General features: G+C 51.5%; 22 protein-coding genes. 12 read left to right on the top strand and 10 right to left on the bottom strand.

Annotation, left to right across the window (positions count from 1 at the left end):
* The first annotated feature begins 25 nt into the window (after positions 1-25).
* The 4 genes from ispH to FIV45_RS13925 all read left to right on the top strand — a co-directional run bounded on the left by ispH (position 26) and on the right by FIV45_RS13925 (position 3,131).
* Positions 26-970 carry a 4-hydroxy-3-methylbut-2-enyl diphosphate reductase gene (gene ispH, locus FIV45_RS13940; protein ID WP_099475392.1) on the top strand — a complete coding sequence of 315 codons (945 nt, stop codon included), beginning with the start codon at positions 26-28 and terminating at the stop codon, positions 968-970.
* A 45-nt stretch (positions 971-1,015) separates the two neighbouring features.
* Positions 1,016-1,981 carry a homoserine kinase gene (locus FIV45_RS13935; RefSeq protein ID WP_099475135.1) on the top strand — a complete coding sequence of 322 codons (966 nt, stop codon included), beginning with the start codon at positions 1,016-1,018 and terminating at the stop codon, positions 1,979-1,981.
* On the top strand, positions 1,978-2,415 hold the full coding sequence (rnhA, locus tag FIV45_RS13930; protein ID WP_099475136.1) for a ribonuclease HI: 438 nt from the start codon (positions 1,978-1,980) through the stop codon (positions 2,413-2,415). Before FIV45_RS13935 ends, rnhA begins: the two co-directional genes overlap by 4 nt.
* Before the next feature lie 68 nt (positions 2,416-2,483).
* Positions 2,484-3,131, top strand: coding sequence for an ankyrin repeat domain-containing protein (locus FIV45_RS13925; protein ID WP_099475137.1), 648 nt, complete (start codon positions 2,484-2,486; stop codon positions 3,129-3,131).
* Positions 3,132-3,230: 99 nt separating this feature from the next.
* Here FIV45_RS13925 and FIV45_RS13920 read toward each other — a convergent pair whose 3' ends face one another.
* A complete protein-coding gene (locus tag FIV45_RS13920; protein WP_099475138.1) occupies positions 3,231-3,860 on the bottom strand; it encodes an outer membrane protein in 630 nt (209 codons plus the stop codon).
* A 392-nt stretch (positions 3,861-4,252) separates the two neighbouring features.
* Positions 4,253-5,488: a helix-turn-helix domain-containing protein gene (locus tag FIV45_RS13915; RefSeq protein WP_099475139.1), complete on the bottom strand. Its 1,236-nt coding sequence runs from the start codon at positions 5,486-5,488 to the stop codon at positions 4,253-4,255.
* A gap of 196 nt (positions 5,489-5,684) precedes the next feature.
* Here FIV45_RS13915 and FIV45_RS13910 point away from each other — a divergent pair, with 196 nt between their 5' ends.
* Together FIV45_RS13910 and ggt are read left to right on the top strand one after the other, a co-directional pair.
* Positions 5,685-7,202, top strand: a complete 1,518-nt coding sequence (locus FIV45_RS13910; RefSeq protein ID WP_099475393.1) for a S10 family peptidase — start codon at positions 5,685-5,687, stop codon at positions 7,200-7,202.
* A 107-nt stretch (positions 7,203-7,309) separates the two neighbouring features.
* Positions 7,310-9,043: a gamma-glutamyltransferase gene (gene ggt, locus FIV45_RS13905; protein ID WP_099475394.1), complete on the top strand. Its 1,734-nt coding sequence runs from the start codon at positions 7,310-7,312 to the stop codon at positions 9,041-9,043.
* A 92-nt stretch (positions 9,044-9,135) separates the two neighbouring features.
* Here the strand turns inward: ggt and FIV45_RS13900 are convergent, their stop codons facing one another.
* Together FIV45_RS13900 and FIV45_RS13895 are read right to left on the bottom strand one after the other, a co-directional pair.
* Complete coding sequence (locus FIV45_RS13900) at positions 9,136-9,513, bottom strand: energy transducer TonB (protein ID WP_099475140.1); 378 nt, start codon at positions 9,511-9,513, stop codon at positions 9,136-9,138.
* A gap of 495 nt (positions 9,514-10,008) precedes the next feature.
* Positions 10,009-10,596 (bottom strand): YqgE/AlgH family protein, encoded by a 588-nt coding sequence (locus FIV45_RS13895; RefSeq protein ID WP_099475141.1) that lies wholly within the window; start codon positions 10,594-10,596, stop codon positions 10,009-10,011.
* Between the two features lie 128 nt (positions 10,597-10,724).
* Here FIV45_RS13895 and FIV45_RS13890 point away from each other — a divergent pair, with 128 nt between their 5' ends.
* Positions 10,725-11,543 (top strand): protein-disulfide reductase DsbD domain-containing protein, encoded by an 819-nt coding sequence (locus tag FIV45_RS13890; RefSeq protein ID WP_165777107.1) that lies wholly within the window; start codon positions 10,725-10,727, stop codon positions 11,541-11,543.
* A gap of 79 nt (positions 11,544-11,622) precedes the next feature.
* Here the strand turns inward: FIV45_RS13890 and FIV45_RS13885 are convergent, their stop codons facing one another.
* The gene (locus tag FIV45_RS13885; RefSeq protein WP_099475143.1) at positions 11,623-13,956 is read right to left on the bottom strand and encodes a TonB-dependent receptor; all 2,334 of its coding nucleotides are present in this window, start codon (positions 13,954-13,956) and stop codon (positions 11,623-11,625) included.
* Between the two features lie 221 nt (positions 13,957-14,177).
* Here FIV45_RS13885 and FIV45_RS13880 point away from each other — a divergent pair, with 221 nt between their 5' ends.
* Entirely contained in the window at positions 14,178-15,605 is a 1,428-nt protein-coding gene (locus FIV45_RS13880; protein WP_099475144.1) for a sodium/proline symporter, read from the top strand.
* On the top strand, positions 15,602-16,084 hold the full coding sequence (locus FIV45_RS13875; protein ID WP_099475145.1) for a peroxiredoxin: 483 nt from the start codon (positions 15,602-15,604) through the stop codon (positions 16,082-16,084). The genes FIV45_RS13880 and FIV45_RS13875 overlap by 4 nt, the downstream gene beginning before the upstream one ends.
* Positions 16,085-16,135: 51 nt before the next feature.
* Here the strand turns inward: FIV45_RS13875 and FIV45_RS13870 are convergent, their stop codons facing one another.
* Positions 16,136-16,525, bottom strand: coding sequence for a DUF423 domain-containing protein (locus FIV45_RS13870; RefSeq protein ID WP_099475146.1), 390 nt, complete (start codon positions 16,523-16,525; stop codon positions 16,136-16,138).
* A gap of 4 nt (positions 16,526-16,529) precedes the next feature.
* The gene (locus FIV45_RS18890; protein ID WP_181040082.1) at positions 16,530-17,528 is read right to left on the bottom strand and encodes a BamJ family beta-barrel-assembly machinery protein; all 999 of its coding nucleotides are present in this window, start codon (positions 17,526-17,528) and stop codon (positions 16,530-16,532) included.
* Between the two features lie 370 nt (positions 17,529-17,898).
* On the opposite strand from FIV45_RS18890, the gene FIV45_RS13860 reads away from it, so the two are divergent.
* The 3 genes from FIV45_RS13860 (at position 17,899) to FIV45_RS13850 (ending at position 20,469) form a co-directional block, all read left to right on the top strand.
* Positions 17,899-19,026 carry an inositol-3-phosphate synthase gene (locus FIV45_RS13860; protein ID WP_099475148.1) on the top strand — a complete coding sequence of 376 codons (1,128 nt, stop codon included), beginning with the start codon at positions 17,899-17,901 and terminating at the stop codon, positions 19,024-19,026.
* A gap of 35 nt (positions 19,027-19,061) precedes the next feature.
* A complete protein-coding gene (locus tag FIV45_RS13855; protein WP_099475149.1) occupies positions 19,062-19,778 on the top strand; it encodes a phosphocholine cytidylyltransferase family protein in 717 nt (238 codons plus the stop codon).
* Between the two features lie 247 nt (positions 19,779-20,025).
* Positions 20,026-20,469 (top strand): PAS domain-containing protein, encoded by a 444-nt coding sequence (locus FIV45_RS13850; RefSeq protein ID WP_099475150.1) that lies wholly within the window; start codon positions 20,026-20,028, stop codon positions 20,467-20,469.
* A gap of 10 nt (positions 20,470-20,479) precedes the next feature.
* Here the strand turns inward: FIV45_RS13850 and FIV45_RS13845 are convergent, their stop codons facing one another.
* The 3 genes from FIV45_RS13845 to FIV45_RS13835 are packed head-to-tail and all read right to left on the bottom strand — an operon-like array spanning position 20,480 to position 22,605.
* The gene (locus FIV45_RS13845) at positions 20,480-21,289 is read right to left on the bottom strand and encodes an undecaprenyl-diphosphate phosphatase (protein WP_099475151.1); all 810 of its coding nucleotides are present in this window, start codon (positions 21,287-21,289) and stop codon (positions 20,480-20,482) included.
* 10 nt (positions 21,290-21,299) lie between these two features.
* A complete protein-coding gene (locus tag FIV45_RS13840; protein ID WP_099475152.1) occupies positions 21,300-22,076 on the bottom strand; it encodes a PepSY domain-containing protein in 777 nt (258 codons plus the stop codon).
* The gene (locus FIV45_RS13835) at positions 22,054-22,605 is read right to left on the bottom strand and encodes an FMN-binding protein (protein ID WP_099475153.1); all 552 of its coding nucleotides are present in this window, start codon (positions 22,603-22,605) and stop codon (positions 22,054-22,056) included. The genes FIV45_RS13840 and FIV45_RS13835 overlap by 23 nt, the downstream gene beginning before the upstream one ends.
* Positions 22,606-22,613: the final 8 nt, after the last annotated feature.

Genomic DNA, 22,613 nt, shown 5'->3' with positions numbered 1-22,613 from the left:
GATAAATTCTGTGTATAACCCGCTCATGAGAAAAACTGATATCAATGTTTATATCGCCAACCCCCGTGGCTTCTGCGCCGGGGTGGACCGGGCTATTCAAATTGTCGAACTGGCGCTGGAAAAATACGGCGCGCCTGTTTATGTGCGTCATGAAATCGTCCATAATAAGTTTGTCGTTGAAGGCCTGAAAAAACGCGGGGCGATCTTTGTCGACGAACTGGACGAAGTGCCCGAAGATGTCCCGGTGGTCTTTTCCGCCCACGGGGTGCCGAAATCGGTGCCTTTGGAAGCCGCCCGACGCAAGATGTTGTATGTGGACGCGACCTGTCCACTGGTCAGCAAGGTGCACCGGGAAGCCGAACGCCATGACCGCAAGGGCAGCGAGATCGTCATGATCGGTCATGCGGGGCATGCAGAAGTGGTGGGCACGATGGGGCAGGTGGCGGAAGGGCGCATCACCTTGGTGGAAACACCGGAAGACGTGGCGACGCTCGACTTTAATTCCGATGACGATATTGCCTATATTACCCAGACGACCCTGTCGCTGGATGACACGGCGGAGATCATCGCGGCGCTGAAGGCCCGCTATCCGCAGATCCATGATCCGAAAAAGGAAGATATTTGCTACGCCACCACCAATCGCCAGGGGGCGGTCAAGGCATTGGCTGAAAAAGCCGAGGCCGTGTTGGTTATCGGCGCGCCAAACAGCTCAAACTCCAAACGTCTGGTCGAGGTGGCCACCCGGGAGGGGTGCCGGTCGATGTTGATCCAGCGGGCGGCGGATATCGATTGGGCCTGGCTTGACGGGGTCAGGCATGTCGGTTTGTCGGCCGGGGCGTCGGCGCCAGAAATCCTGGTCGAGGAAGTGATCGCGGCCTTTAGAGAAAAATACAACATCACCCTGGAAACCGTAATGACGGTGGAAGAGAATGTGCAGTTCAAGCTGCCGGCTGTTTTGATGCGCGACTGACGTGCTCGGAATACAATTGGGGCGGATGAGGAAAAGAGTTAGATTATGGCGGTTTATACCCATGTGAGCGCGGAGGAAATTTCCGCATTTATGGCAGACTATGACGCGGGGGAAGTCCTGTCCTTCAAGGGCATTGCCGAAGGTGTGGAAAATTCAAACTATATCCTGAAAACCACCGAAGCGAGTTATATTCTGACCCTTTATGAAAAGCGGGTGAACCCCGACGATCTGCCTTTCTTTCTCGGGTTGATGGACCATCTGGTTCATAAGGGCACCAATTGCGCCTTTCCTGTGCGGGACCGCGCGGGCAATATTCTGAAAACCCTGTGCGGGCGTCCGGCGGCCCTGATCAGTTTTCTGGAAGGCTTGTCGATCAATCGTCCGGGGCCGGAGCACTGCCAGCAGTTGGGACAGGCCATGGCTGGCATGCATCAGGCGGCTGCGGATTTTGACATCCGCCGTGAAAATGCCCTGTCGGTGGCCGGCTGGCGGGAACTTGTCAATGCATGCGCCGGTCGCGCTGACGAGGTGATGCCCGGCCTGTCCGATATACTGCAGGCGGAAATGACTTATCTGGAAGCGCACTGGCCGAAGGGATTGCCGGAAGGGGTGATCCATGCGGACCTGTTTCCGGATAATGTATTTTTTCGGGGCGGGGAATTGTCGGGTCTGATCGATTATTATTTCGCCTGCAATGATATCCTGGCCTATGACGTGGCGATCAGTCTCAATGCCTGGTGTTTCGAGACTGACGGCGCCTTTAACATCACCAAGGCCAGCCGTCTGTTGCGGGGATATGGCGCAGTTCGCCCGATGACAGAAATGGAAATACAGGCCCTGTCAGTTCTCTGTCGCGGGGCGGCTTTCCGCTTTTTGTTGTCCCGGCTCTATGACTGGCTGAATCAGGTCGAAGGCGCTCTGGTGCAGGTCAAGGATCCGATGGAATATGTCACTAAACTGAAATTTCATCAGGCGGTTACAAGCCCGTCAGAATACGGATTGGATATATGAAAAAAGTAACGCTTTATACCGATGGTGCCTGTTCCGGCAATCCGGGGCCGGGCGGCTGGGGCGCCTGGCTGGTGTCGGGGGCGCACAGCAAGGAGCTGACCGGTGGCAAGAAAGAAACCACCAATAACCAGATGGAGCTCACTGCTGCGATTGAAGGGCTGAATGCCCTGAAGGCGCCGTCAGATGTGACGCTTTATACGGACAGTGTGTATGTCAAGGACGGCATTACCAAATGGATTCATAACTGGAAGAAGAATGGCTGGCGCACGGCCAATCGCAAACCGGTGAAGAATGCCGAACTTTGGCAGGCGCTTGACGCGGCCGTGGAACGGCATGATGTGACCTGGAAATGGGTCAAGGGTCATAACGGCGATCCGGGTAATGAGAAGGCCGATGAACTGGCGCGTCAGGGCATGGTGGCCTATCAATATTAGGCGTTGAGGGGGGAGCGGGGATCGAGGACCGTATAAAAGGTCCGGTATCGAAAGAGAGAGGAGAACAAATGTCGCGGGATGATTTATTCAAGGCCATTGACGTGGCCGATGAGGCCAGACTGAGGGAAATTCTGGCGCAGGATCCGGCTTTGGCCGGAAGCCGTAGCGAGGACGGCATGTCAGCCATTCTTTTCACCCTGTATCTGGCAAAATATGACCTGACCAAGGCGTTGCTGGAACAACAGCCGGCGCTCGACCAGTTTGAACTCGCCGCCCTGAATATGCCTGATGATCTGGCGGCCTGCCTTGACACCGGCGAAGGCAATATTGACGCGATGACCGGGGATGGCTTTTCCGCTCTTCATCTGGCGTGTTTCTTTGGCGCGATGGAGGCGGCGGCGCTTTTGGTGGAACGTGGCGCCAATGTCAATATTCATGCGGATAACGGGACCGATTTACGGCCTTTGCACAGTGCTTGTGCAGCCGGGCACGGGGCCATTGTCAGCTTGTTGCTGAATGCGGGCGCCAAGGTCAATGTGGCTCAGGCGGGGGGCTACACCCCTCTGATGGCGGCGGCCAGTCTCGGAAATGCGCCGGTGGTCGATATGCTGCTGGAAAAAGGTGCTGATAAAACCATTCAGGCGGATGACAAACGCACTGCCGTGGATTTTGCCGCAGCCACCGGACTTGAAGCGTTGGTTGAGAAGCTGACGTAAAGAAGCGGGGGTGCAGGGGCGGTCCTTTGAGGATAAGGGGGGTGGTTTCCGCCCCTGCGTCCGGAAATGAGGGGGGATCATTTCCAGAGGGTAGTTTTTTTAGAAGTGGAAGCTTGCTCCGATCAGGAAGCGATTTTCATCAGGGTCAAGGGTAATGGTGTTGGCTCCGCTTGCCACATCCCATTTTTTATATTCGGCGCGGGTATATTCCGCCCGGATGCTGAACTGGGGTGTCATGGCGAATTCAATCCCGCCACCATACCGGAACCCGCCCAGACGTTTGTCCACATTGGCTGCGAGGCCAGTGGTGTCAAACTTGGTGTTGGTATATCCGCCCAGCCCGTAGAACAAGACCTGTTCGGCCACGAAACCGACACGACCGGATATGTCAAAAGTATTTTTGGCTTTCAATCCGCCGTTTGTGGTGTCAAAAGAGAATGTCGGTTCCGGGGTGTTGTTGAGGTAAAAACCACCTTCCAGCCCGAAATAGATTTGATCCATCTGGACGCCATAGCCGCCATAAATGCCGCCGCCGACTTTATTCTTGTCATCAAGTGTGATGGTGGCGGATGGGCTGACGGTCGCACCGGAGCCAAAGTCATGCAAGGTTAAGGCTCCCCCGACGTAAGGGCCGTTAAACGGGGCCTGTTCACTGGCGGCAAACACCGGAAAGGAGATCACGGAGGTTGCTGCGGCGATCATCGCGATTTTAGGGGTGTAATTTCTCATTCTATATAGTCCTTAGGTTATCTATTAAATTGGGATCACTTGGATTAAAAAAAATACCGCGTATTTCATTGCGGCAGTTCAAGTTTTCCCCTCGCCCAAAATGAATATAGGGAGTGGTTCGGTGGGTTTCGTCCGGTCCGATAGGGAAGGGGCGGTTTTTCGTCTTCGCCTATGTATTCGAACGTTTATAAGATATTGATTTAAATCAATAATGTTCGAAATGTGACGCATTTAAAAACTGTGGCAAAACGGAGGCAGGACAGGAAAGAATGTGGCAAAGATGCGGCCAGTTGGTCACAACAGGTCACAGACCGTTGCGGGCGGCGAATCATCTTCTGCAGGAGTTGGGAAATGGCATTGCCTGATGGGGGTGTCAGGCAGCCGCCGGGCGATCAGGCGCTGGATTGCTGCTGTTTGCGATATTGAGTCGGGGTCAGTCCGGTATACCGTTTGAAGGCCGTGTTAAAGGTCGACTTGGAATTAAAGCCGACCTCATGGGCCACGTCGAGCACCGAAATTTTCTCGTCCCCCTTCGGCACCAGTTTTTCCTGGGCGGCGCGCACGCGAAATTTATTGATAAAATCAAAAAAATTGCAGTTGAGGTTCTGGTTGATCACTTGAGAGATGTAATTGGGGGAAATACGGGTGTGATCACTGAGGCTGCGCAGGGACAGCATGTTGTCTTTATAGAGTTGATCCAGTTCCAGGGCTTGTTGCAGTTTGTGCAAGATACGTTCTGAATCTGCATCGCTAAGGGCGGACTTTGCATATTTGGCGGGCTGCGGCGTTTCACGGGTTGTTTCTGTTTCTGGTTCTGTTTTTGGGTGTTGTTGGTCCGCGATTGTGTCGAGTTGTCGTTGCAGGCTTTCTTCTTCCCGCAGGACCGCGTCATGACGCAGGCCTTTGAAGCTGAGAAAGTAAATAATACCGACATCCACCAGGGTGGTGATCGTACCTATCGGTTCCGACAGGGCGTCCGACCAGCCGAACAATTGATCAAAGGCGTAAAGAAGCCATTGTATTGACAACATGATAATCAATACCCGTAACCAGTCGAGTTTATGATCTTCTACATTGGCGAAAAACTGTTTCAGGGTGGTGAAATGACGTCGGATGATTCGGTATGACTTGACCAGATAATAGAGTATCTGGACCGGTAGCATGATCTGGGTCAGGACGACGCCGAGAACACCGATCAGAAAATATCCGGTCTCCGGCAAGTCTTCCTCTTCCATCAGAAGAGAGAATTTAAGGGTGTCGGGAAAACTGTAAAACGTCATCATCAGAACGACGGCGATAACGGGCATGATAAAATGTCGATACCGTTTGCGGTCAAGTTTGTAGCTTTCAGGATCGCACATGTCGCGGATGTAAAAATATAAGAACGGCCCCAGCAGGAAAAAGCTTGGCACCATTAACCCGGCCAGCCGGGGATACTGAAAGATCAGGTCGGAAGTTTCCCAGAAGTTATCAATAAAGGTCAGGCCATAAATAAACAGGAAACCGGCGAGAAATCTTTTGGGAGATTTTGTACCCTTGCTGTCCATGCTGAAATAAAGCGCCATAAATGCACACATGGTGCCGCCCATCAGAAGCGCCGCAATTTCATAGGGAATTGGGGTCTGCATTGATATGTGGTCCTATCCTCATTAGCCCGTGCCCCTTATATAAAAGTGAAACATGTCAGAAATTGGATGGTGCAGAACGCCAACGATGAAGCAGGATTACTTGCTTTATCATATATGATTTGCCACTATATGCGGCAAGAGGGTTTTCTATTTCACCAATAACTCAAAACGGGGATAATCTATGGGATTGTTTAGCATGCATAAAATTATAAAAATTTGTCTGATGGCCAGTGTCTTTGCCTGGTCCGCCGGAATCGCGCATTCGGCCGAAGAGACGAAAAAAGAAGAAGCGGCCAAGGTGCCGGAAATTCAGACATCAGTGACCAAGCATACCGGTAAATTCAACGGTGTGACACTTAAATACACGGTCTCGGCCGGGGATACTCACCTTAAAAATGACAAGGGTGAGGCAGTGGCGAGCATCTTCTCCACAGCCTATACCAAGGATGGGGTGAAAAATCCGGCGGCGCGGCCGATTACATTTATGTTCAACGGCGGACCAGGCTCTGCTTCCCTGTGGCTTCACATGGGGGTCTTTGGCCCGAAACGTATTGATGTGCCGAGTGATGCGGTCAATGCCGGAGCGGCGCCATATAGTCTGATTGACAATCCGTTGAGCCTGCTGGATGTGACCGATGTGGTCTTCATTGATCCGGTGGGCACCGGCTATTCCAAGGTGGTCGGCGCGGGTAAGGGCAAGGATTTCTGGGGTCTGAATGAAGACGCCAAATCAATTGCCAAATTCATTCAGATGTATGTCACGAAAAACAAACGCTGGAATTCACCGAAATATGTTGGTGGCGAGAGCTATGGCACCACCCGTACGGCGGCGTTGGTCAAGGAATTGCAACAGGGTTATAACAGCATGGCGCTGAATGGCCTGATCATGATTTCCTCTATTCTGGACTTTCAGACCACAGATGGCGGGTCCGCCAATGATGATCCTTATGTCAGTTTTCTGCCTACTTTTGCCGCGACCGCCTGGTATCACGGCAAGGTCGATAAAACGGGAACCACGCTGGAAGCTTTCGTTGACGAGGCGCGTAATTTCGCCATCAATGAATATTCCGTGGCGTTGCTGAAGGGCAACCGGATGACGGATGCTGAACGGGAGAATATTCTCACCAAACTCAGCCGTTATACAGGCCTCAGCAAAGGCTATCTCAAACAAGCCCGTCTGCGGGTGAACGAATTCCGCTTTATGAAAGAACTCCTGCGGGATGAAGGCAAGGTTGTCGGACGGCTCGACAGCCGGTTCACCGGCACCGAGGAAGATGACGCGGGCGAAACATTCGAAGCTGATCCGTCCGGTTATGGCATCAGTGCGGCCTACACGGCGGCGGTGAATGATTATTTCGGGCGTACGCTCAATATTGAGCGGGAGGAACGCTATGAAGTGCTGAGCGGTAAACCAGGTAAAAAATGGAACTGGAAGCAGGGACAAAGCTGGACCGGCGGTTATCCGGCTCTGGGGCATTATGTCGCCCGGGGCATGCGTCAGAACAAAGATCTGCGTATGTATGTGGCCAATGGTTACTATGATATGGCGACGCCTTTCTTTGGTACGGAATACACCATGGCGCAGTATGGACTGGATCAGAACCGCATTACGATGGATTATTTCGAGGCCGGACACATGATGTATTTGCATCATCCGTCTCTGGAAAAACTGGCGAAGAATGTGCGTCAGTTCATTCTGGACGGGGCCAAATAACACCTTGATGAGAAGAGCAGGTTATGAAAATGACCTGCTCTTTTTTTAAAGATATACGGGAGGAATTTCTGATGAAGATATGGATGTATACAATAGGTGTGTTGAGCATGATTGCCGGCGGGTCTGTGGGGGCCTCTGCAGGGGAAGCTACTGCTTTATCAGACCGGGGCGACCGTAATGTCGGGGCGCAATTCGCCACCAGGTCCCAGGTGATCGCCAAAAACGGTATGGCGGCAACCAGCATACCGTTGGGCACCCAGGTGGCGCTGGATATCCTGAAAGACGGCGGTTCGGCGGTAGATGCGGCGATTGCAGCCAACGCGGCCATCGGACTGATGGAACCCACAGGGAACGGCATTGGAGGGGATATTTTCGCCATAGTCTGGGACCCGAAAACCAAAAAACTCTATGGGTTGAATGGTTCGGGACGAGCGCCGATTGGGTTGAGTTATGAAAAAATGAAAGAAGAGCTGGCCAGACGCGGCGTCTCCTCAATCCCGAAATATGGCAGCTTGCCGGTTTCGGTTCCCGGTACGGTGGACGGCTGGTTTGAATTGCATCGCAAGTTTGGCAAATTGTCGATGAAGAAAAACCTCGCGCCGGCAATCCGCTATGCCAGGGAAGGTTTCCCCGTGACGCAATTGATTGCCCATTATATGAAAATCGCGGGCAAGCGGTTCCTGGCGGAAAATTCGGGGGTAGAGGAAACGGAGAATTTCCTGAAAACCTATTATCCTGATGGCAAGGCGCCAGTGGAAGGGCAGATGTTCAGGAATCCTGATCTGGCCCGGACGTTGGAAAGGATTGCGAAGGGGGGACGTGACGCGTTTTACAAGGGAGAAATCGCCACCACCATTGATGCTTATATGGTGCGCATTGGCGGATATATCCGTAAAGAAGATCTGGCGCGTCACACCAGCACCTGGGTTGAACCGCAATCGGTGAATTACCGCGGCTATGATGTGTTCGAGCTGCCGCCGAACGGCCAAGGCATAGCCGCATTGCAGCAGCTGAATATTCTGGAAGGCTTTGATCTGAAAGCCATGGGCCATAACAGTGCGGATTATCTGCATGTACATACAGAGGCGAAGAAGCTTGCTTTTGAGGACCGGGCCCGATTCTATGCCGACCCGGAATATTTCAAGGCGCCGATAGAGAAGCTCCTGTCCAAGGAATATGCCGCAGAACGGCGTAAGCTGATTCGTATGGACAAGGTCCTGAAGAAAGTGAAATATCCGGACCCGGACGTTCTACAAGACGGAGACACCATTTATCTGACGGTGGCGGATAAGGATGGCATGATGGTCAGTCTGATTCAAAGCAATTACCGGGGGATGGGGTCAGGGCTGGTGCCGGATGGCCTGGGCTTTATGTTACAGGACCGGGGAGAGCTCTTCGCCCTGAAGAAAGATCACCCCAATGTCTACGCGCCCGGCAAGCGGCCATTCCATACCATCATTCCGGCCTTTGTGATGAAAGACGGACATCCAGTGATGAGTTTTGGTCTTATGGGCGGCGGGATGCAGCCTCAGGGGCACGCGCAGATCATCAGCAATATCATTGATTTCGGCATGAATGTGCAGGAAGCCGGTGATGTGGCGCGTTATCGCCATGACGGTTCAAGCCAGCCAACAGGACAGATCATGACTGATGGCGGAGTGCTTAACGTGGAATTTGGTGTGGCAGACCATGTCGTGATGGATCTGAGATCCCGCGGGCACAGGGTAAAAATCGATAAAGGCGGTTACGGGGGGTATCAGATGATCTACTGGGACCGCGATCAGGGGGTTTATAAGGCGGCGTCGGAAATGCGCAAAGACGGCCAGGCTGCAGGATACTAAACGACCAGAAGAAGGCCGGTTACAAATCAAATAAAAAAGGCTGCCCCAGAATGGAGGCAGCCTTTTTCGTATTCGGGTCGCTCAGTTGTGACTTATTGCAGACGCCAGCTGATTGGCATTACAAAGCTCAATTGATCGTCTGTAAGGCTTGCCGGCGGAGTTGGCAGAGGGTTCAGGCGATCCATCAGTTTTGGAACTTCCTGATCAAGAACATCGTGGCCGGTTTTCTCAATCATTTCGAAATTTTTAATTTCGCCTGTCCGGGCGATACTCACCTTGATCTTGGCGCTGCCTTCAATTTCTTTACGCATTGCGGAACGCGGATAAATCTGTTTTTTGGCGATTTTCTGGCCAACCTTACCCTGCCAGTCAGCGACTTCATTGGCGCTGGCGGAGTTTACGGATACGAAGGGAAGTGAAATGAGAGCTGTTGCGACAGCAATCTTGATCATGTGTTTAATGTTCATCATTTTTAAAACCTAACTTTAACTTACTTTAACTTACTTTAATTTAAAAAATCAGTGCCGATATCATATGTGGTCCGATCATTATATACGGATCAGATCTCGGCATCTTGTTATGCACTTGAAAAGTAATTTACAGCGCAAGTATTAAGGGAGTGTTAATAGATAAATCTTTAACTTTTATTTTTGCTAATGTTTATAAAAGATATATTTATCATATAGTTAATATGGATTTATATAAGATGTTAAGGCAAAAAAAATGCCGGGTTAAAAAACCCGGCAAGTCTCAAAATATAGGGAGGCTTCATGTCTTGGGAGACAATGAAACAAGCTATAACACCCAGGGAGGGCGGGAGTTATAGCAGGATAAAACTTGGGAGCGTTTTATCCGTAGATGTTCAAAACATCTGAGGGGAATATAGGGGAATGGGCTGAAGGACACTAGAGGCATAAATTACAATGCAGCCATGCAATTATTGCATAACTTGGAAGCGGTCTATTTCAGGCGTTGCCCGCATGGGTGGACAGCAGGGTAATGTCAATGCCAAGCTTGGCCATGGCGCGCGGCCATTTCAAATCAAGATCCGTGCGGAAAAGCAATTCTGAGTCGGCCTCTGTGTTGAGCCAGCTGTTGCGGCTGAGTTCGCTTTCGAGCTGCCCCTTGCCCCAGCCGGTGTAGCCCAGAGCGATAATATAATGGCGCGGGCCACGGCCTTCGGCGATGGCCGACAGAATATCGATGGTGGCGGTGAGGGCGACGGTTTCAGAAATGATCAGAGTCGTGTCCTGAACATAGTCTGCCGAATGCAGGATAAAGCCCCGGCCTATTTCCACAGGTCCGCCGGTATGAAGGATGATGTCATCTGTGGGGTTGGGGTTGCCTTGGCTTTTCTGGGCATCATAAGGAATATTCAACTGATCCATCAGGTCAGGAAAGTCGATATTGGATGCCTTTTCATTAATCACCAGGCCCATGGCGCCTTCTTCATTGTGGCTACAGATATAAATCACACTGCGGTCAAAGCGTTGGTCGGTCATGCCGGGCATGGCGAGCAGGAGTTGTCCTTCGAGGTAAGTGGATTTTATCATATGTTCTGACTTCTTTCCGGGCGGAGCCCCGCCGATCATTGACATAAAGTTCACACAATATTGATTATATTAAATCAGGATAGTCTATATACTTATGGCATGAGAATAAACAGAAACAAATGATTTTGATGCAAAAGAAACGAATTTATACGGTGGCGTTAAGCCTGATATTGATGCTGGTTGTCTCTGGGCCCGTGCTGGCAGAAGGGGGCACGTCACGTTGGGTGATTGATCAATATACCAAGTCGCGGCTTTTTGTCGGCGGCTATGATGAAGCCACGAAAACATTAAAGATCGGCTGGCAGGTTTCCTTGAAAGAGGGGTGGAAGACGTATTGGCGCTCTCCCGGGGAAGCCGGTCTGCCGCCCCGCTGGGGCTGGGGAGATGCGGAAAACGTGGACCGCATTTCTGTGAAATGGCCGACACCACACCGGTTGCATATTTTTGACATGGAAACGTTGATTTATAATCAGGAGGTGATTTTACCGATTGATGTGACGGTGGGGGACGCCAGCGAGCCGGTTTCGTTGGATCTGGATCTGGAATATATGATCTGCGCGGAAATCTGCGTGCCGCAGGAAGGCACATACCGGCTGGATATTGGCGCGCCGCAAGATCTCAAGATTTCTTTCTTTCAACAGGCGCAGCTGCAACGCTATCAGGATATGGTGCCGATAAAAAGGTCGGCGTCGGGGGTGGTGGTGACGGTCCGGGAAGGGGCCAAAAAACATCTGGACATCAGATTACCTGATGATTTTACAGCGGTGAAGGATATCATTGTCGAGGGACCGGACGGGGCGATGTTTGGGCGCATGGACTCTGACGGGGTCCGGTTATTCTCGGTGCCTTACATGGCGCGGCAGAGTTTGGCCGGGGCTGATTTGATCCTGACCATCCTGTCGCAGGACGGTCCGTCCCATGAAGTGGCGGTCACGGCGCAGCCGTAAGCCTCCGGAATGGCGGGCTTATAAAGATAAAGGGAGGCTGAACAGCCTCCCTTTTCTTATTTCGTCAGATCATGCTGTCCTAGAAGTTAAACACGGCTTCGATGCCATATGTCCGTGGCTGATTCGGGAAACGGGAAATGGTGCCGAAGAAATCCCGTAAGTCATCCACATATTTTTTCTGATTGGTCAGGTTGCGACCCCAGAGATAGACTTCCCAGGTTTCATTGTTGGAAATCAGACCGATGCGGCCGTTGATTAAAGTCAATGGCTCGATACGGTCAAACGGCACGGTGCCCCCGGCGCGCAGCGGGGCGGTGGTGTCGTTGTTGACTGTGGTGTAATAATCACTGCGGTGCGTCAGGTCCGCCCGGATCAACAAGGTTGAATTCAAACTGTCAATCTGTTGGTAATATTGGGCGCTGAAAGCGGCATTGAAGGTGGTGGCGTTGGGCAGGCGGTTGCCGGATACGTCAGACCCGCCTGAGCCGCCTTCGAGGAATTCATCAAAAGTGGCATCCAACACGCCCATCGACCCTGTGAAAGTCAGGTTTTCTGTGGCGCGCCATGTGGCTTCGGCTTCAATACCTTTGGTCTTCACCTTGGCGGCATTGGTGATGCGAATGGATGTTTTGCCGCCGCCGAGGTCCACAAACTGGTTGACCTGATAATCGTCATAATTGGCGATAAAGGCAGCCATGTTCAGAGTGACCTTATTGTCGAAATAACTGGCCTTATAGCCGATTTCAAAACTATCGACAGTTTCCTTGTCAAATTCCAATCCGGTATTTTCCGCCAGTTCATCTGCGTTGATATAATCGAGATTGAAACCACCGCTTTTATAGCCGGAAGAATATTTACCGTAGATGTTGGCTTCATCTGTTAAGGCATAAGTTAAACTTACTGCGGGCGCAAAGAATTTATCCTGACGGTCATTAATCAATGGCGACGGATTACTGGGGTCGCTGCCAGTGGACCCGATGTTAAAGGCCAATGCATTTAATGGATGGGCAAAGGGTAGGGGGTGTCCAGAATTGCGCCCGTCCAGAAGCCAGTTAACATCTTTATCTTCTATGGAGTAGCGCAGGCCAAGGCCGAGTTTCAGTTTGTCACTGATTTGATAGCCACCGTTAAAATATGCGGCGTAGCTTTTGGTGTTTACAGTCCCGCTGTTATACACCAGGTCACCTGGCGAACCAAAACCGAGTGTTTGGCGAATGACTTCCTGCCCTACTGCATCGGCGCCGGTCAGAAGACCAATGTAGGATGTCAGGAAATCTTGCCCTAAAATTACATCGCGCTGGGTGTCGGCTTTCTGGTCGTAGTAATAGAGTCCGACCATGTAAGTAAAGTCCTGGCCATCAGGAGAAATAAACTGGACTTCCTCTGAGAATTGTTTGTATTTGTCAGCATACTCGATAGAAACAATATCCAGGTGGGCGTAGTCCGTGACGTTGGTATAGGACGCATCGGTTTCCCGGTAGCCGGTGATGGATTTAATCGTAAAACCGCCGGATGTTTCATAACTGATGTCCAGATGCCCGCCGTAGATATCTCGCTTGTCCGTAGGATCGGCGCTAAAGGCGACCACCCGTTCTTCGGGGGCGAGCGGCACTGTTGTGATCCCCAGCATATCGGTCAAAGGTTCTCCGATCAGAATCAGGCTTTCGCTGTTCAGTCCGTCAAAGGAGGCATTGACTTCAAGTTGGTCGCTGACCTGGACCCGGATCTGGGCCCGGTAGGCGAGCGTGTCAATTTCCATCAGGTCGTTGCCGGTGACGATATTGTTGATGTATCCATCCCGGTCGGTTTTGGCGACGGAGAATTTGGTTGAGACTTTCTCAGAGACAGGCAGGTTAACCATGCCTTTGAATTCACGATACCCGAGATTGCCAAAGTCGGCGCTGACCTGGCCTGAAATTTCATCACCGGGCTTTTTGGTAACAAGACTGATGGCGCCGGCAACCGTATTCTTGCCAAACAAGGTGCCTTGGGGGCCGCGCAAAACCTCGACCCGTTCCAGATCAAGCAGTTCCTGATTGAGAGAAGGAGACTGCCCCATATATACACCATCCACATAAACCCCGACCCGGGCGTCAAATCCGATATTACGGCTCTGGGCGCCAACACCGCGAATGGTCACGGTGGAGCGGAAATCATTACTCTGGCTGATCTGCAGGTTAGGGATATATTCGGCAATGGATTTCAAATCCCGCACCCCCGTTTGATCCAGTTGTTCGGCAGAAATTGCGGACATAGAAATCGGCACATCCTTCAAACGTTCGGACCGTTTAGTCGCGGTCACCACAATATCTTCAATTGCGATTTCTTCCGCGGCGTATACCGCGGCCGGGGTCAGGCTGGTAAGGGCTGCTGATAAGCCGAGAATAGAGGTGAGTGTGGCGCATTTAATCATTGATTTATTCCCAAGGTATGTTGTTTTTTATGATTCAGAATACTGTAGCTTTTAAAACTAACGTTTATATTATTCAGAAAAATAGAATGATATCAAGTATTTCATCAAGAAATTATTTCATATGAGTAATGAAATCATAAAACTCGCGAATGGGGCTTTGCTCGGGTACACTGGGATAATAACAGGAAGAATATGAAACTAAATAGGGAATCGGGAAATATATGTCAAAAGAGACCACGGTAGTTATTGTCCTTGTGGTTTATAAAATCACATTAATTCTGATCGGCCTCTGGGCGCAGCGCCGCACGCACAGCAATACGGATTTCTTTGTCGGCGGTCGGGCGCTGGGGCCTTTTGTCGCCTCTATAAGTTATGCGGCGAGTTCTGCTTCGGCCTGGTCAATCTTAAGTCTTAGCGCTGCCGCTTTCACTTTTGGCCTGTCGACCATCTGGATGTTTGTTGGTCTGATTCTCGGTCATGGTGGTTCCTGGTTGTGGCTCGCGCCGCGTCTTCAGCGTCTGGCGGCGGCGGAGAAGCTCGTGACGTTAACCGATGTACTGGCCTTGGACGGAACAGAGCGGACAAAGCGGGCTATTCGTCTTTTCGCTGCGGCTGTGGTGACCTTTTGTTTTGTCTTTTACGTGGCGACACAGTTTATGGGGGCAGGCAAGGCATTTGCCAGTACTTTTGATATGTCTATGTCGACGAGCATTCTTCTGGGTGGCGGCATTGTGCTGATTTATACATTGCTCGGTGGATTTTGGGCGGTGAGTGTGACGGACACCCTGCAGGGGATGCTGATGCTTGTGGCGGCGCTGCTGCTGCCGGCGCTGGCCCTGATTGAAGTTGGGGGCCCGATCGGTTTGTGGCAGGGGCTGCAGGCAATTTCTAGCCCAGAACAGTTGTCGTTGACGGGACCCAATGTGGGGTTGATGGCGCTGGGGTTTGTTGTCGGCACAATGGCGATGGGGCTTGGCGCTTTTGGGCAGCCGCATTTGCTCACGCGTTTCATGGCCTTGAAAAGTCAGAAAGCGGTGCGGACAGCGCAGAAGTTTGCCATCTTCTGGTTCGTGGTTGTGTTGGGAAATATGGTGGTACTTGGACTGTGTGGCAGGATCCTGATTACCCAGCCCCTGGCCGACCCGGAACAGCTGTTTTTTGTCATGACAGACAGTCTTCTGCCCACGGTGCTGGGGGCTATACTGCTGGCGGCGGTGCTGAGTGCGATCATGTCGACAGCGGACAGCCAGCTTTTGGTCAGCGCCTCGGCTGTGGCCCATGATGTCATGGGGGAACCGGATGAGGGAGAAAACCGTCTGTGGGTTTCACGGCTGGTAATTGCAGTGCTGTGCGGCCTGTCGGTGGCGGTGGCGATTTATTTGCCGTCGGATATTTTCTCTCGGGTCATGTTTGCCTGGGGCGCCCTGGGATCAGCCTTCGGGCCAGTGGTTTTGCTCAGGCTGGCCGGGGTGCGGCTTAATCCAAAGATGATATTGCCAAGCATGCTGATTGGTCTGAGTTTGACAATCCTTTTTTATCTTCAGCCAAATTCTATCGGGGATATCCTTGAAAGATTGGTTCCATTTCTTATTTGTTTTATATTGCTCTACGCAACGAAACTTAACTTTACTCAAAAGGATACGCCATGACCATTGCTGTTGGTGACAAACTGCCGGAAGCTACTCTTGTTGAAATGACAGCCGACGGGCCCACTCCGCGGACGACGGCCGAGATTTTTGGCGGACGCAAAGTCGCGCTTTTCTCCGTTCCGGGCGCTTTTACCCCGACCTGTTCCGCCAAGCATCTGCCAGGCTTTATTGAAAAGGCTGACGCGTTTAAAGCCAAGGGCGTGGACGAGATCGCCTGTATGGCGGTGAATGACGCTTTTGTTATGGGGGCCTGGGGCAAGAGCCAGAATGCCGATGGGAAAGTCAGCATGCTGGCGGACGGTAACGGTGATTTCGCCAAGGCGCTTGGCCTGGAAATGGATGGCACGGGATTCGGCATGGGAATGCGCGGCAAGCGTTTTTCCATGGTGGTGGAAGACGGTGTTGTTACGTCTCTGAATATTGAAGGCCCTGGTGAATTCCATGTTTCCAGTGCGGAATACATGCTTGATCAGCTCTAAAAATATTTTACTAAAGAATGAGCCGGTGTCTGGAAACAGCGCCGGCTTTTTTTATGGGCGGGACAGTGACAGCGCTGTGGCCGCAAGCAGGGCCCATCCGGTCATAAAACTCAGACCACCCAGAGGAATGAGGAAATGCAGCGGAGAAGGAGACAATGCCACATAATAGATCATGCCGCTGAACAGAATCAGGCCAAGAAGGAAAGCGCCAGCGGAGAGTTTGAGGTATTTGAGGGCTTGTTCTGATTTGTCGCAGAGGGGAACCAGCAGGGCGCAACCTAGCAGGGCCAGACTATGGACTAGATGGTACAGGTTGGCTGTGCGGAACAGCGCCGGGCCTTTTTCTGTCATATAGGGAAAGAGGAAATGCGATCCCATTGCCCCGAACAGCACGGCTGTAAAGCCGCTGAAGGCTGCCAGGAGGAGAAGGGATCGCATCATCAGATTAGTTTACCCGGATCAGTTCGACGGTGAAAACCAGCGTCGCATACGGAGGAATCGCACCAGGGGAACCTTGGGGGCCATAGGCCAGATCATACGGGATGAACAGTTTGTATTTCGCGCCTTCCTGCATCAGTTGCAGGCCTTCGGTCCAGCCGGAGATGACCTGATTGAGGCCGAAATCAATCGGTTCACCGCGATCATAGGAGCTGTCGAATTTAGTGCCGTCAATCAGGGTGCCTTCATAGTGAACGGTAACACGATCTGTGGCGGCGGGGCTTTTACCGGTGCCGGCAAGAAGTTCTTTATACTGCAGACCACTCTCGGTTACCTTGACGCCGGATTTTTTGGCGTTTTCGGTGAGGAATTTCTCTCCTTCGGCTTTCATGGCCTCGATCATTTTTTCCATTTCCGCACGCTTGGCCGCTTCCTGTTTCTCAATTTCATCGGCATCAAGAATATCGAACAGTTCGACGGTGAAAATCAGGTCAGCGTTCGGCGGGATCACGCCGCCGGCGCCGCTTTCGCCGTAGGCCAGTTCGGACGGAATGGTGAATTTATACTTGGAGCCGACATTCATCAGCTGCACGCCTTCTGTCCATCCCTTGATCACGCGGTTCAGGGGAAAGGAAATCGTTTCACCGCGTTTGTAGGAGCTGTCAAAGACAGTGCCATCCATCAGGGTGCCTTCATAATGGACAGTGACGGTGTCGGTGGCTTCGGGGCTTGCGCCGTCACCTTTGGTCAGGATTTGATATTGAAGGCCACTTTCTGTGGTGAAAATTTCAGTCTCAGAGGGCAATGTTTGTTCCTTGGTTTGTGTGTCTGCGACAGGTTTATTGTCTTCGACAGTTTGCTTGTCTTCTGCCGTCTGTTCCTTGTTTTCTTTATCAGAACAAGCGGTCAGGGTGAGAGCCAATGCAGAGGTCAGAACCGCCAGCACGGCAGGTTTTGCAATTTTTTGGGTGATGCTTTTTAAGATTATATTTTGTTGGGCAGCCATGCCGAAACACTCCATTTTTTCGCGATTAAGGGTTCTGCATAGCGTAAAATCCGTTCCGATCCAAGGTAAAACTGGGTGATTTTGGACATCTTTTGTGGAATGGCCGGGGAAAATGCTACGAACAGAAAATCGCCACATTTACGATGAATAGTGCGCGCCATTCTGGGCAGGTGGCTTTAAAGGCGGCGGGGGAGTTTCCTGTTAGGAGAGGACATGTAACTGTTAAATGCTTGCCGTATGACGGTTATATGATATATCAGTGTCATAAATTTGGAATTCTTTGGGCGGAGAGCAGGCGTTCTCCCCCTTTTGTTGTTTATTCTTGGCCGGATTGTGCGGCAAAGATTCAGAGAAAATAAGGTTATATAATATGTCAAAAATCAAAATTGCGATTGCCGGTATCGGGAACTGTGCGAGCTCTCTCATCCAGGGGCTTTACTATTACACACCAGAGCGCACCGGTGATGCCACTGTCGTTCCGGGTCTGATGCATCTGGAAGTCGGCGGTTATCGTCCGAGCGATATCGAAGTGGTTGCGGCTTTTGACGTGGACAAACGCAAAGTCGGTAAAGACGTCAATGAAGCGATCTTTGAAAAGCCGAACTGTACAACTGTTTTCTGTGCTGACCTGCCGAAAAGCGGCACCATTGTCAAAATGGGCAACATCCTTGACGGCGTATCCGAACATATGGCCAATTATGATGATGACCGGACATTCCTGCTTGATGGCACAGCTTCCGCCACCAAAGAAGACATCGTGCGCGAATTGAAAGAAAGCGGTGCGGAAATTCTCACCAACTATATGCCGGTTGGGTCTGAAGCCGCGGCTAAATTCTACGCCGAATGTGCGTTGGAAGCGGGCGTTGCCTTTATCAACAACATGCCGGTCTTTATCGCGTCCAACCCGGAATGGGCCGATCGCTTTAAAGAGAAAAACCTGCCGATCGTCGGCGATGACATTAAAGCCCAGCTCGGCGCGACCATCACCCACCGGACCCTGACAGACCTGTTCGCCAAGCGTGGTGTGGTTCTGGAACGGACGTATCAGCTGAACACTGGCGGGAACACAGACTTCCTGAACATGAAAAACCAGGATCGTCTGGAATCCAAGAAAATCTCTAAAACAGAAGCCGTTCAGTCCGTAGCCGGCAAGCGTCTGAGCGATGAGAATATCCACATCGGCCCTTCAGATTATATTCCGTGGCAGAATGACAACAAGCTTTGTTTCCTGCGCATGGAAGGTGATCTGTTCGGTGGCGTGCCGATGAATATTGAACTGCGGTTGAGCGTTGAAGATTCTCCAAACTCCGCCGGTGTGGCGATCGACATGATCCGCTGCTGTAAACTGGCGTTGTTGAACGGGGAAGGCGGCATCCTGCATGGGGCGTCTGCATATTTCTGTAAACATCCTCCGGTTCAATATACCGACGATCAGGCTTATGAAATGACAGAAGAGTTCATCGCGACCCGCGTAAGTGCTCTGAATGCTGCTGAATAAGACTGTAGTGAAGTTAAGGTAAAAGGTATTTTCCGATGAAATGTTTAATTGCGGCGGCCGGACAAGGCACCAGAATGCGCGAGAAAGGGGAAATCAAGCCCCTGATCGAGCTTGACGGTGTGCCGATCATTGAACGGGTGATCAAAAATCTCCGGGCCGGGGGCGTGGATGACTTTTATGTCACCAGCGGATATCGCGGCACCAAGGTTCGGGGTTTCCTGGACATGCTGGCCGAACGTGAAAATATCAAGATTACCCACATCATCAATGAGGACTGGGAACGGCCCAACGGCATTTCCGTGTTGAAAGCCAAAGAGGTTATTGAAGGTCCTTTCATTCTGACCATGTGTGATCATCTGTTTGATCCGGAAATCATTAAGTCTCTTCTGGCGCATGATCATGAAGACGATACAGTAACCCTGTGCGTCGATTATAATATTGAAAATCCTGTTGTGGATATTGAAGATGTAACCCGGGTCAGCTGCACCCGGTCGCGGATTGAAAATATCGGCAAGGTGATCAAGGGTTATAACGCTTTTGATACCGGGATTTTTTATTGCACCCCCAAGATGTTCGAGGCGCTGGAACAAAGCGGCCGGGAAGGCGATGACAGCATTTCCGGAGCGATGAATGTGCTGGGCAGTTGGGACAAGGCGCGGACTTTTGATATCGAGGGTCGTCTGTGGCTTGACGTGGATGATCCCACGGCGTTCGGCAAGGCGATTGTCTATATCAATGAGGGCCGTCTGTAAAACGCAGTATCATTTTTTAAAAGCCGATCCTTTGTGGATCGGCTTTTTTTTATCTTTCAGAGCGGGACTGTCGGTTTTGCTGAGGTTTGGCGGTCGGAATAGAGGGCGGGAATATACGGCAATGTTATAAATATTGTACCTGACTAATTTGAGGGTTTGACTCTATACGGTGAATGCGTAGAATGCGCTCTCTGTAGTACAATATTGATTTACTGTTAAGGCACCTAAAGGATTTGTACGAAGCCATATGACACACCTGGACCCCACCAGTTTTACCTGCGAAAAGCAGAGAGAACTTTATGCATATTGGCTTAAGGTCCGGGGGGAATCGTCAATGCCGTCCCGCAAAGACATTAATCCAATGGATATTCCTCATTTGCTCTCGTCTATCTGGATGGCGGACGTATTGCATGGGGACCCTGTCGGGTTCAAGGCGCGGCTGTTCGGTACTGATCTGGTGCGGGCCTTTCAACTGGAAGCAACCGACAGACGTCTGGACGAATTTTCCTTTACCGGCGGCATTATTAAACGAATGACGGCTCTGGTGGAAACGCGGCAGCCATACTTCTGGAAAGGGCCCTTTCCCTTTGAAACAGATGATTTCAAAAGCTATTCAACAGTGAGCCTGCCCTTGTCGAATGACGACAAGGTTGTAAATATCATCATATGTTCAGTTCATTTTTATAGCTGATTTACTCAGCTTAGCCGTAAACCAGCCCTAATAATCCAATCCCGAGAATTACCCGGTAAATGACAAAGGGTGTCATGCTGGATTTTTGCAGCCAGGTCATTAATCCTGCTATGGCGATCAGGGCCGTAATGAATGACAAGCCCGCGCCGAGGAGAATATCGGTGCTCAAGGCCATGTCACCGGACTCGAAAAGTTTCAGACCTTCGATGGTGCCGGCAGCCAGAATTGTCGGGATCGACATCAGCATGGAAAAACGGGCGGCTTCTGTACGGGTAAATCCCAGTCCGCGTGCGGCCGTCATGGTGATGCCCGAACGGCTGGTCCCTGGAATGATTGCCAGCACCTGTGCAAGGCCAATGATCAGGGCCTGCCCATAGCGCATGTCGGCGATCACTTTGTTCACTGCACAGGTCTTGTCGAGCACATAAAGCAGCAGGCCAAAGATGATGCTGGTCCAGCCGATAATTTCGATGGTGCGCCAGGTGTCATTCCAGCCCATTTTAGAGACGATGCCGCCGATCACCACCACCGGAATGGTTGACAGGATCAGGGCCAGCATCAGGCGGCGGTTTTGCGGCGAGGCGTCCTTGTTGAAGGTGACAAGATGCCAAAAGCCCCGGATCAGGGTGGCGACATCCTGACGGAAGTACACTAATACGGCGGCGAGAGTCCCGACATGGACCCCGACATCCATCAGCAGCCCCTGGTCAGGCCAGTCTGTCAGGGCAGGAACAAGGATCAGATGGCCGGAAGAACTGATGGGGAGGAATTCGGTAATGCCCTGGACAATAGCCAGTACGATAATCTGCAATAACGTCACACTATATTCCTCATTTTTCGTTGCGGCGCTTGTTCTTGCCGTTTTGTCTGCGTTTCATTAATCCGGTAATGCCTAGGAATATAAGGCTTATCGCGGCCAAGTCCATAAGATATGGCCCATAGGCGCCGAATATATGGCCGGAATGCAGATCAAGAATAATTTTATAAAGAGAAATACCCTGACCTTGATAGTCCCGCAGGACAGCCTCAACGATAGGGGCCGGGGCCGGGGCCTGTTCGGACGGGGTGAAGTCCGTAGGGTCTTCCCGACGCGTCCAGCTGAGGAAATCGTCGGGGCTATTATAATAGGTACCCTGACTGTCGATAATCAGGTGGTGATCCTTACTATGGCCGAGGCGCGTGATGGGGCCGGGCAGAGCGGCCTGATCAAGGGTTTCCACCAGGCTGCCATCCATCAGGTAAAGCGACAGGCGGTCTGTTGCGGCGACGGCGAATATTTCCTGCAATTGTATTGCTCCCCGGGGGCGGGGACTGTTTTGCGCGATCAGCTTGTTGTCGTAATATAAACGTCCGTCCAGCCAGCTGACCCAATGGCCGTCCAGAGGAAAATGAACCGCGGGGGCATCCGGGGCCAGACCGTATAATGCGGAGATAACCTTATTCTGGATGGTGATCTGGTCAAGGCCGAGCTTTTCCGTGCGGTTAAGAATCAGACCGGTTATGCTTAGAATCATAACCAGCAGCAGCGACACATAGCCGACCCGACGATGCCAGCGGCGGATGGTTTTCTGCCGCCCATTGCGGTTATTTTGCGGTTGTTGAGCCATTTTCTTCCATGAGCTTATGGTGAAGGTAGAGCGCCAGGCGGCTGACTTTTTTCATGGCGTTGGTCGACAGGGTCGCGCCGGAAATGCCATTTATAGGTTTGGACAGCCGCAGGTTATCTTTCAGGGTGACATCATTGAACTGATTGCTATAGGCGGGAAAACGAATTTCCGATCCATGGCTTTCCCGGTAGGTGAGGACCGTCAGATCAATGATTTTTTCGTTTTCTACGGTGATGCCGGTTGTGATCGGCAAAACCTTGCCAATTTCATTGAGAATCCATACCGTCCGGTTTCCGTTGCGCCAGTAACGATAGCGCAGCGGGAAGGTTTTGCGGTCCAGAATTTTTTCCACCGTTAGCCGCATGTCGCCGGTCACCCACAGGATACCCGGCTTTTCAGGTTTTTGACCAAGGGCCGCAGTAATATAATCATCGGTCTTGAGATAGGTTTCTTCCGTGACCGCCGCGCCTGCCCAGAGGGAAGGGGTGAGCAGGATCAGAAAATATAGAAGTCCGGTTATACCACGCATTGATCACA

Source organism: Paremcibacter congregatus (assembly GCF_006385135.1).
Taxonomy (GTDB): domain Bacteria; phylum Pseudomonadota; class Alphaproteobacteria; order Sphingomonadales; family Emcibacteraceae; genus Paremcibacter; species Paremcibacter congregatus.
Note: the sequence above shows the minus strand (reverse complement) of the source record. Positions and strands in the feature narration are given on the sequence as shown.

Bases quoted from the DNA above. Each gene is read 5' to 3' on its own strand.
- ispH (WP_099475392.1), top strand. From the start codon at position 26: ATGAGAAAAACTGATATCAATGTTTATATCGCCAACCCCCGTGGCTTC.
- FIV45_RS13935 (WP_099475135.1), top strand. From the start codon at position 1,016: ATGGCGGTTTATACCCATGTGAGCGCGGAGGAAATTTCCGCATTTATG.
- rnhA (WP_099475136.1), top strand. From the start codon at position 1,978: ATGAAAAAAGTAACGCTTTATACCGATGGTGCCTGTTCCGGCAATCCG.
- FIV45_RS13925 (WP_099475137.1), top strand. From the start codon at position 2,484: ATGTCGCGGGATGATTTATTCAAGGCCATTGACGTGGCCGATGAGGCC.
- FIV45_RS13920 (WP_099475138.1), bottom strand. From the start codon at position 3,860: ATGAGAAATTACACCCCTAAAATCGCGATGATCGCCGCAGCAACCTCC.
- FIV45_RS13915 (WP_099475139.1), bottom strand. From the start codon at position 5,488: ATGCAGACCCCAATTCCCTATGAAATTGCGGCGCTTCTGATGGGCGGC.
- FIV45_RS13910 (WP_099475393.1), top strand. From the start codon at position 5,685: ATGCATAAAATTATAAAAATTTGTCTGATGGCCAGTGTCTTTGCCTGG.
- ggt (WP_099475394.1), top strand. From the start codon at position 7,310: ATGATTGCCGGCGGGTCTGTGGGGGCCTCTGCAGGGGAAGCTACTGCT.
- FIV45_RS13900 (WP_099475140.1), bottom strand. From the start codon at position 9,513: ATGATGAACATTAAACACATGATCAAGATTGCTGTCGCAACAGCTCTC.
- FIV45_RS13895 (WP_099475141.1), bottom strand. From the start codon at position 10,596: ATGATAAAATCCACTTACCTCGAAGGACAACTCCTGCTCGCCATGCCC.
- FIV45_RS13890 (WP_165777107.1), top strand. From the start codon at position 10,725: ATGCAAAAGAAACGAATTTATACGGTGGCGTTAAGCCTGATATTGATG.
- FIV45_RS13885 (WP_099475143.1), bottom strand. From the start codon at position 13,956: ATGATTAAATGCGCCACACTCACCTCTATTCTCGGCTTATCAGCAGCC.
- FIV45_RS13880 (WP_099475144.1), top strand. From the start codon at position 14,178: ATGTCAAAAGAGACCACGGTAGTTATTGTCCTTGTGGTTTATAAAATC.
- FIV45_RS13875 (WP_099475145.1), top strand. From the start codon at position 15,602: ATGACCATTGCTGTTGGTGACAAACTGCCGGAAGCTACTCTTGTTGAA.
- FIV45_RS13870 (WP_099475146.1), bottom strand. From the start codon at position 16,525: ATGATGCGATCCCTTCTCCTCCTGGCAGCCTTCAGCGGCTTTACAGCC.
- FIV45_RS18890 (WP_181040082.1), bottom strand. From the start codon at position 17,528: ATGGCTGCCCAACAAAATATAATCTTAAAAAGCATCACCCAAAAAATT.
- FIV45_RS13860 (WP_099475148.1), top strand. From the start codon at position 17,899: ATGTCAAAAATCAAAATTGCGATTGCCGGTATCGGGAACTGTGCGAGC.
- FIV45_RS13855 (WP_099475149.1), top strand. From the start codon at position 19,062: ATGAAATGTTTAATTGCGGCGGCCGGACAAGGCACCAGAATGCGCGAG.
- FIV45_RS13850 (WP_099475150.1), top strand. From the start codon at position 20,026: ATGACACACCTGGACCCCACCAGTTTTACCTGCGAAAAGCAGAGAGAA.
- FIV45_RS13840 (WP_099475152.1), bottom strand. From the start codon at position 22,076: ATGGCTCAACAACCGCAAAATAACCGCAATGGGCGGCAGAAAACCATC.
- FIV45_RS13835 (WP_099475153.1), bottom strand. From the start codon at position 22,605: ATGCGTGGTATAACCGGACTTCTATATTTTCTGATCCTGCTCACCCCT.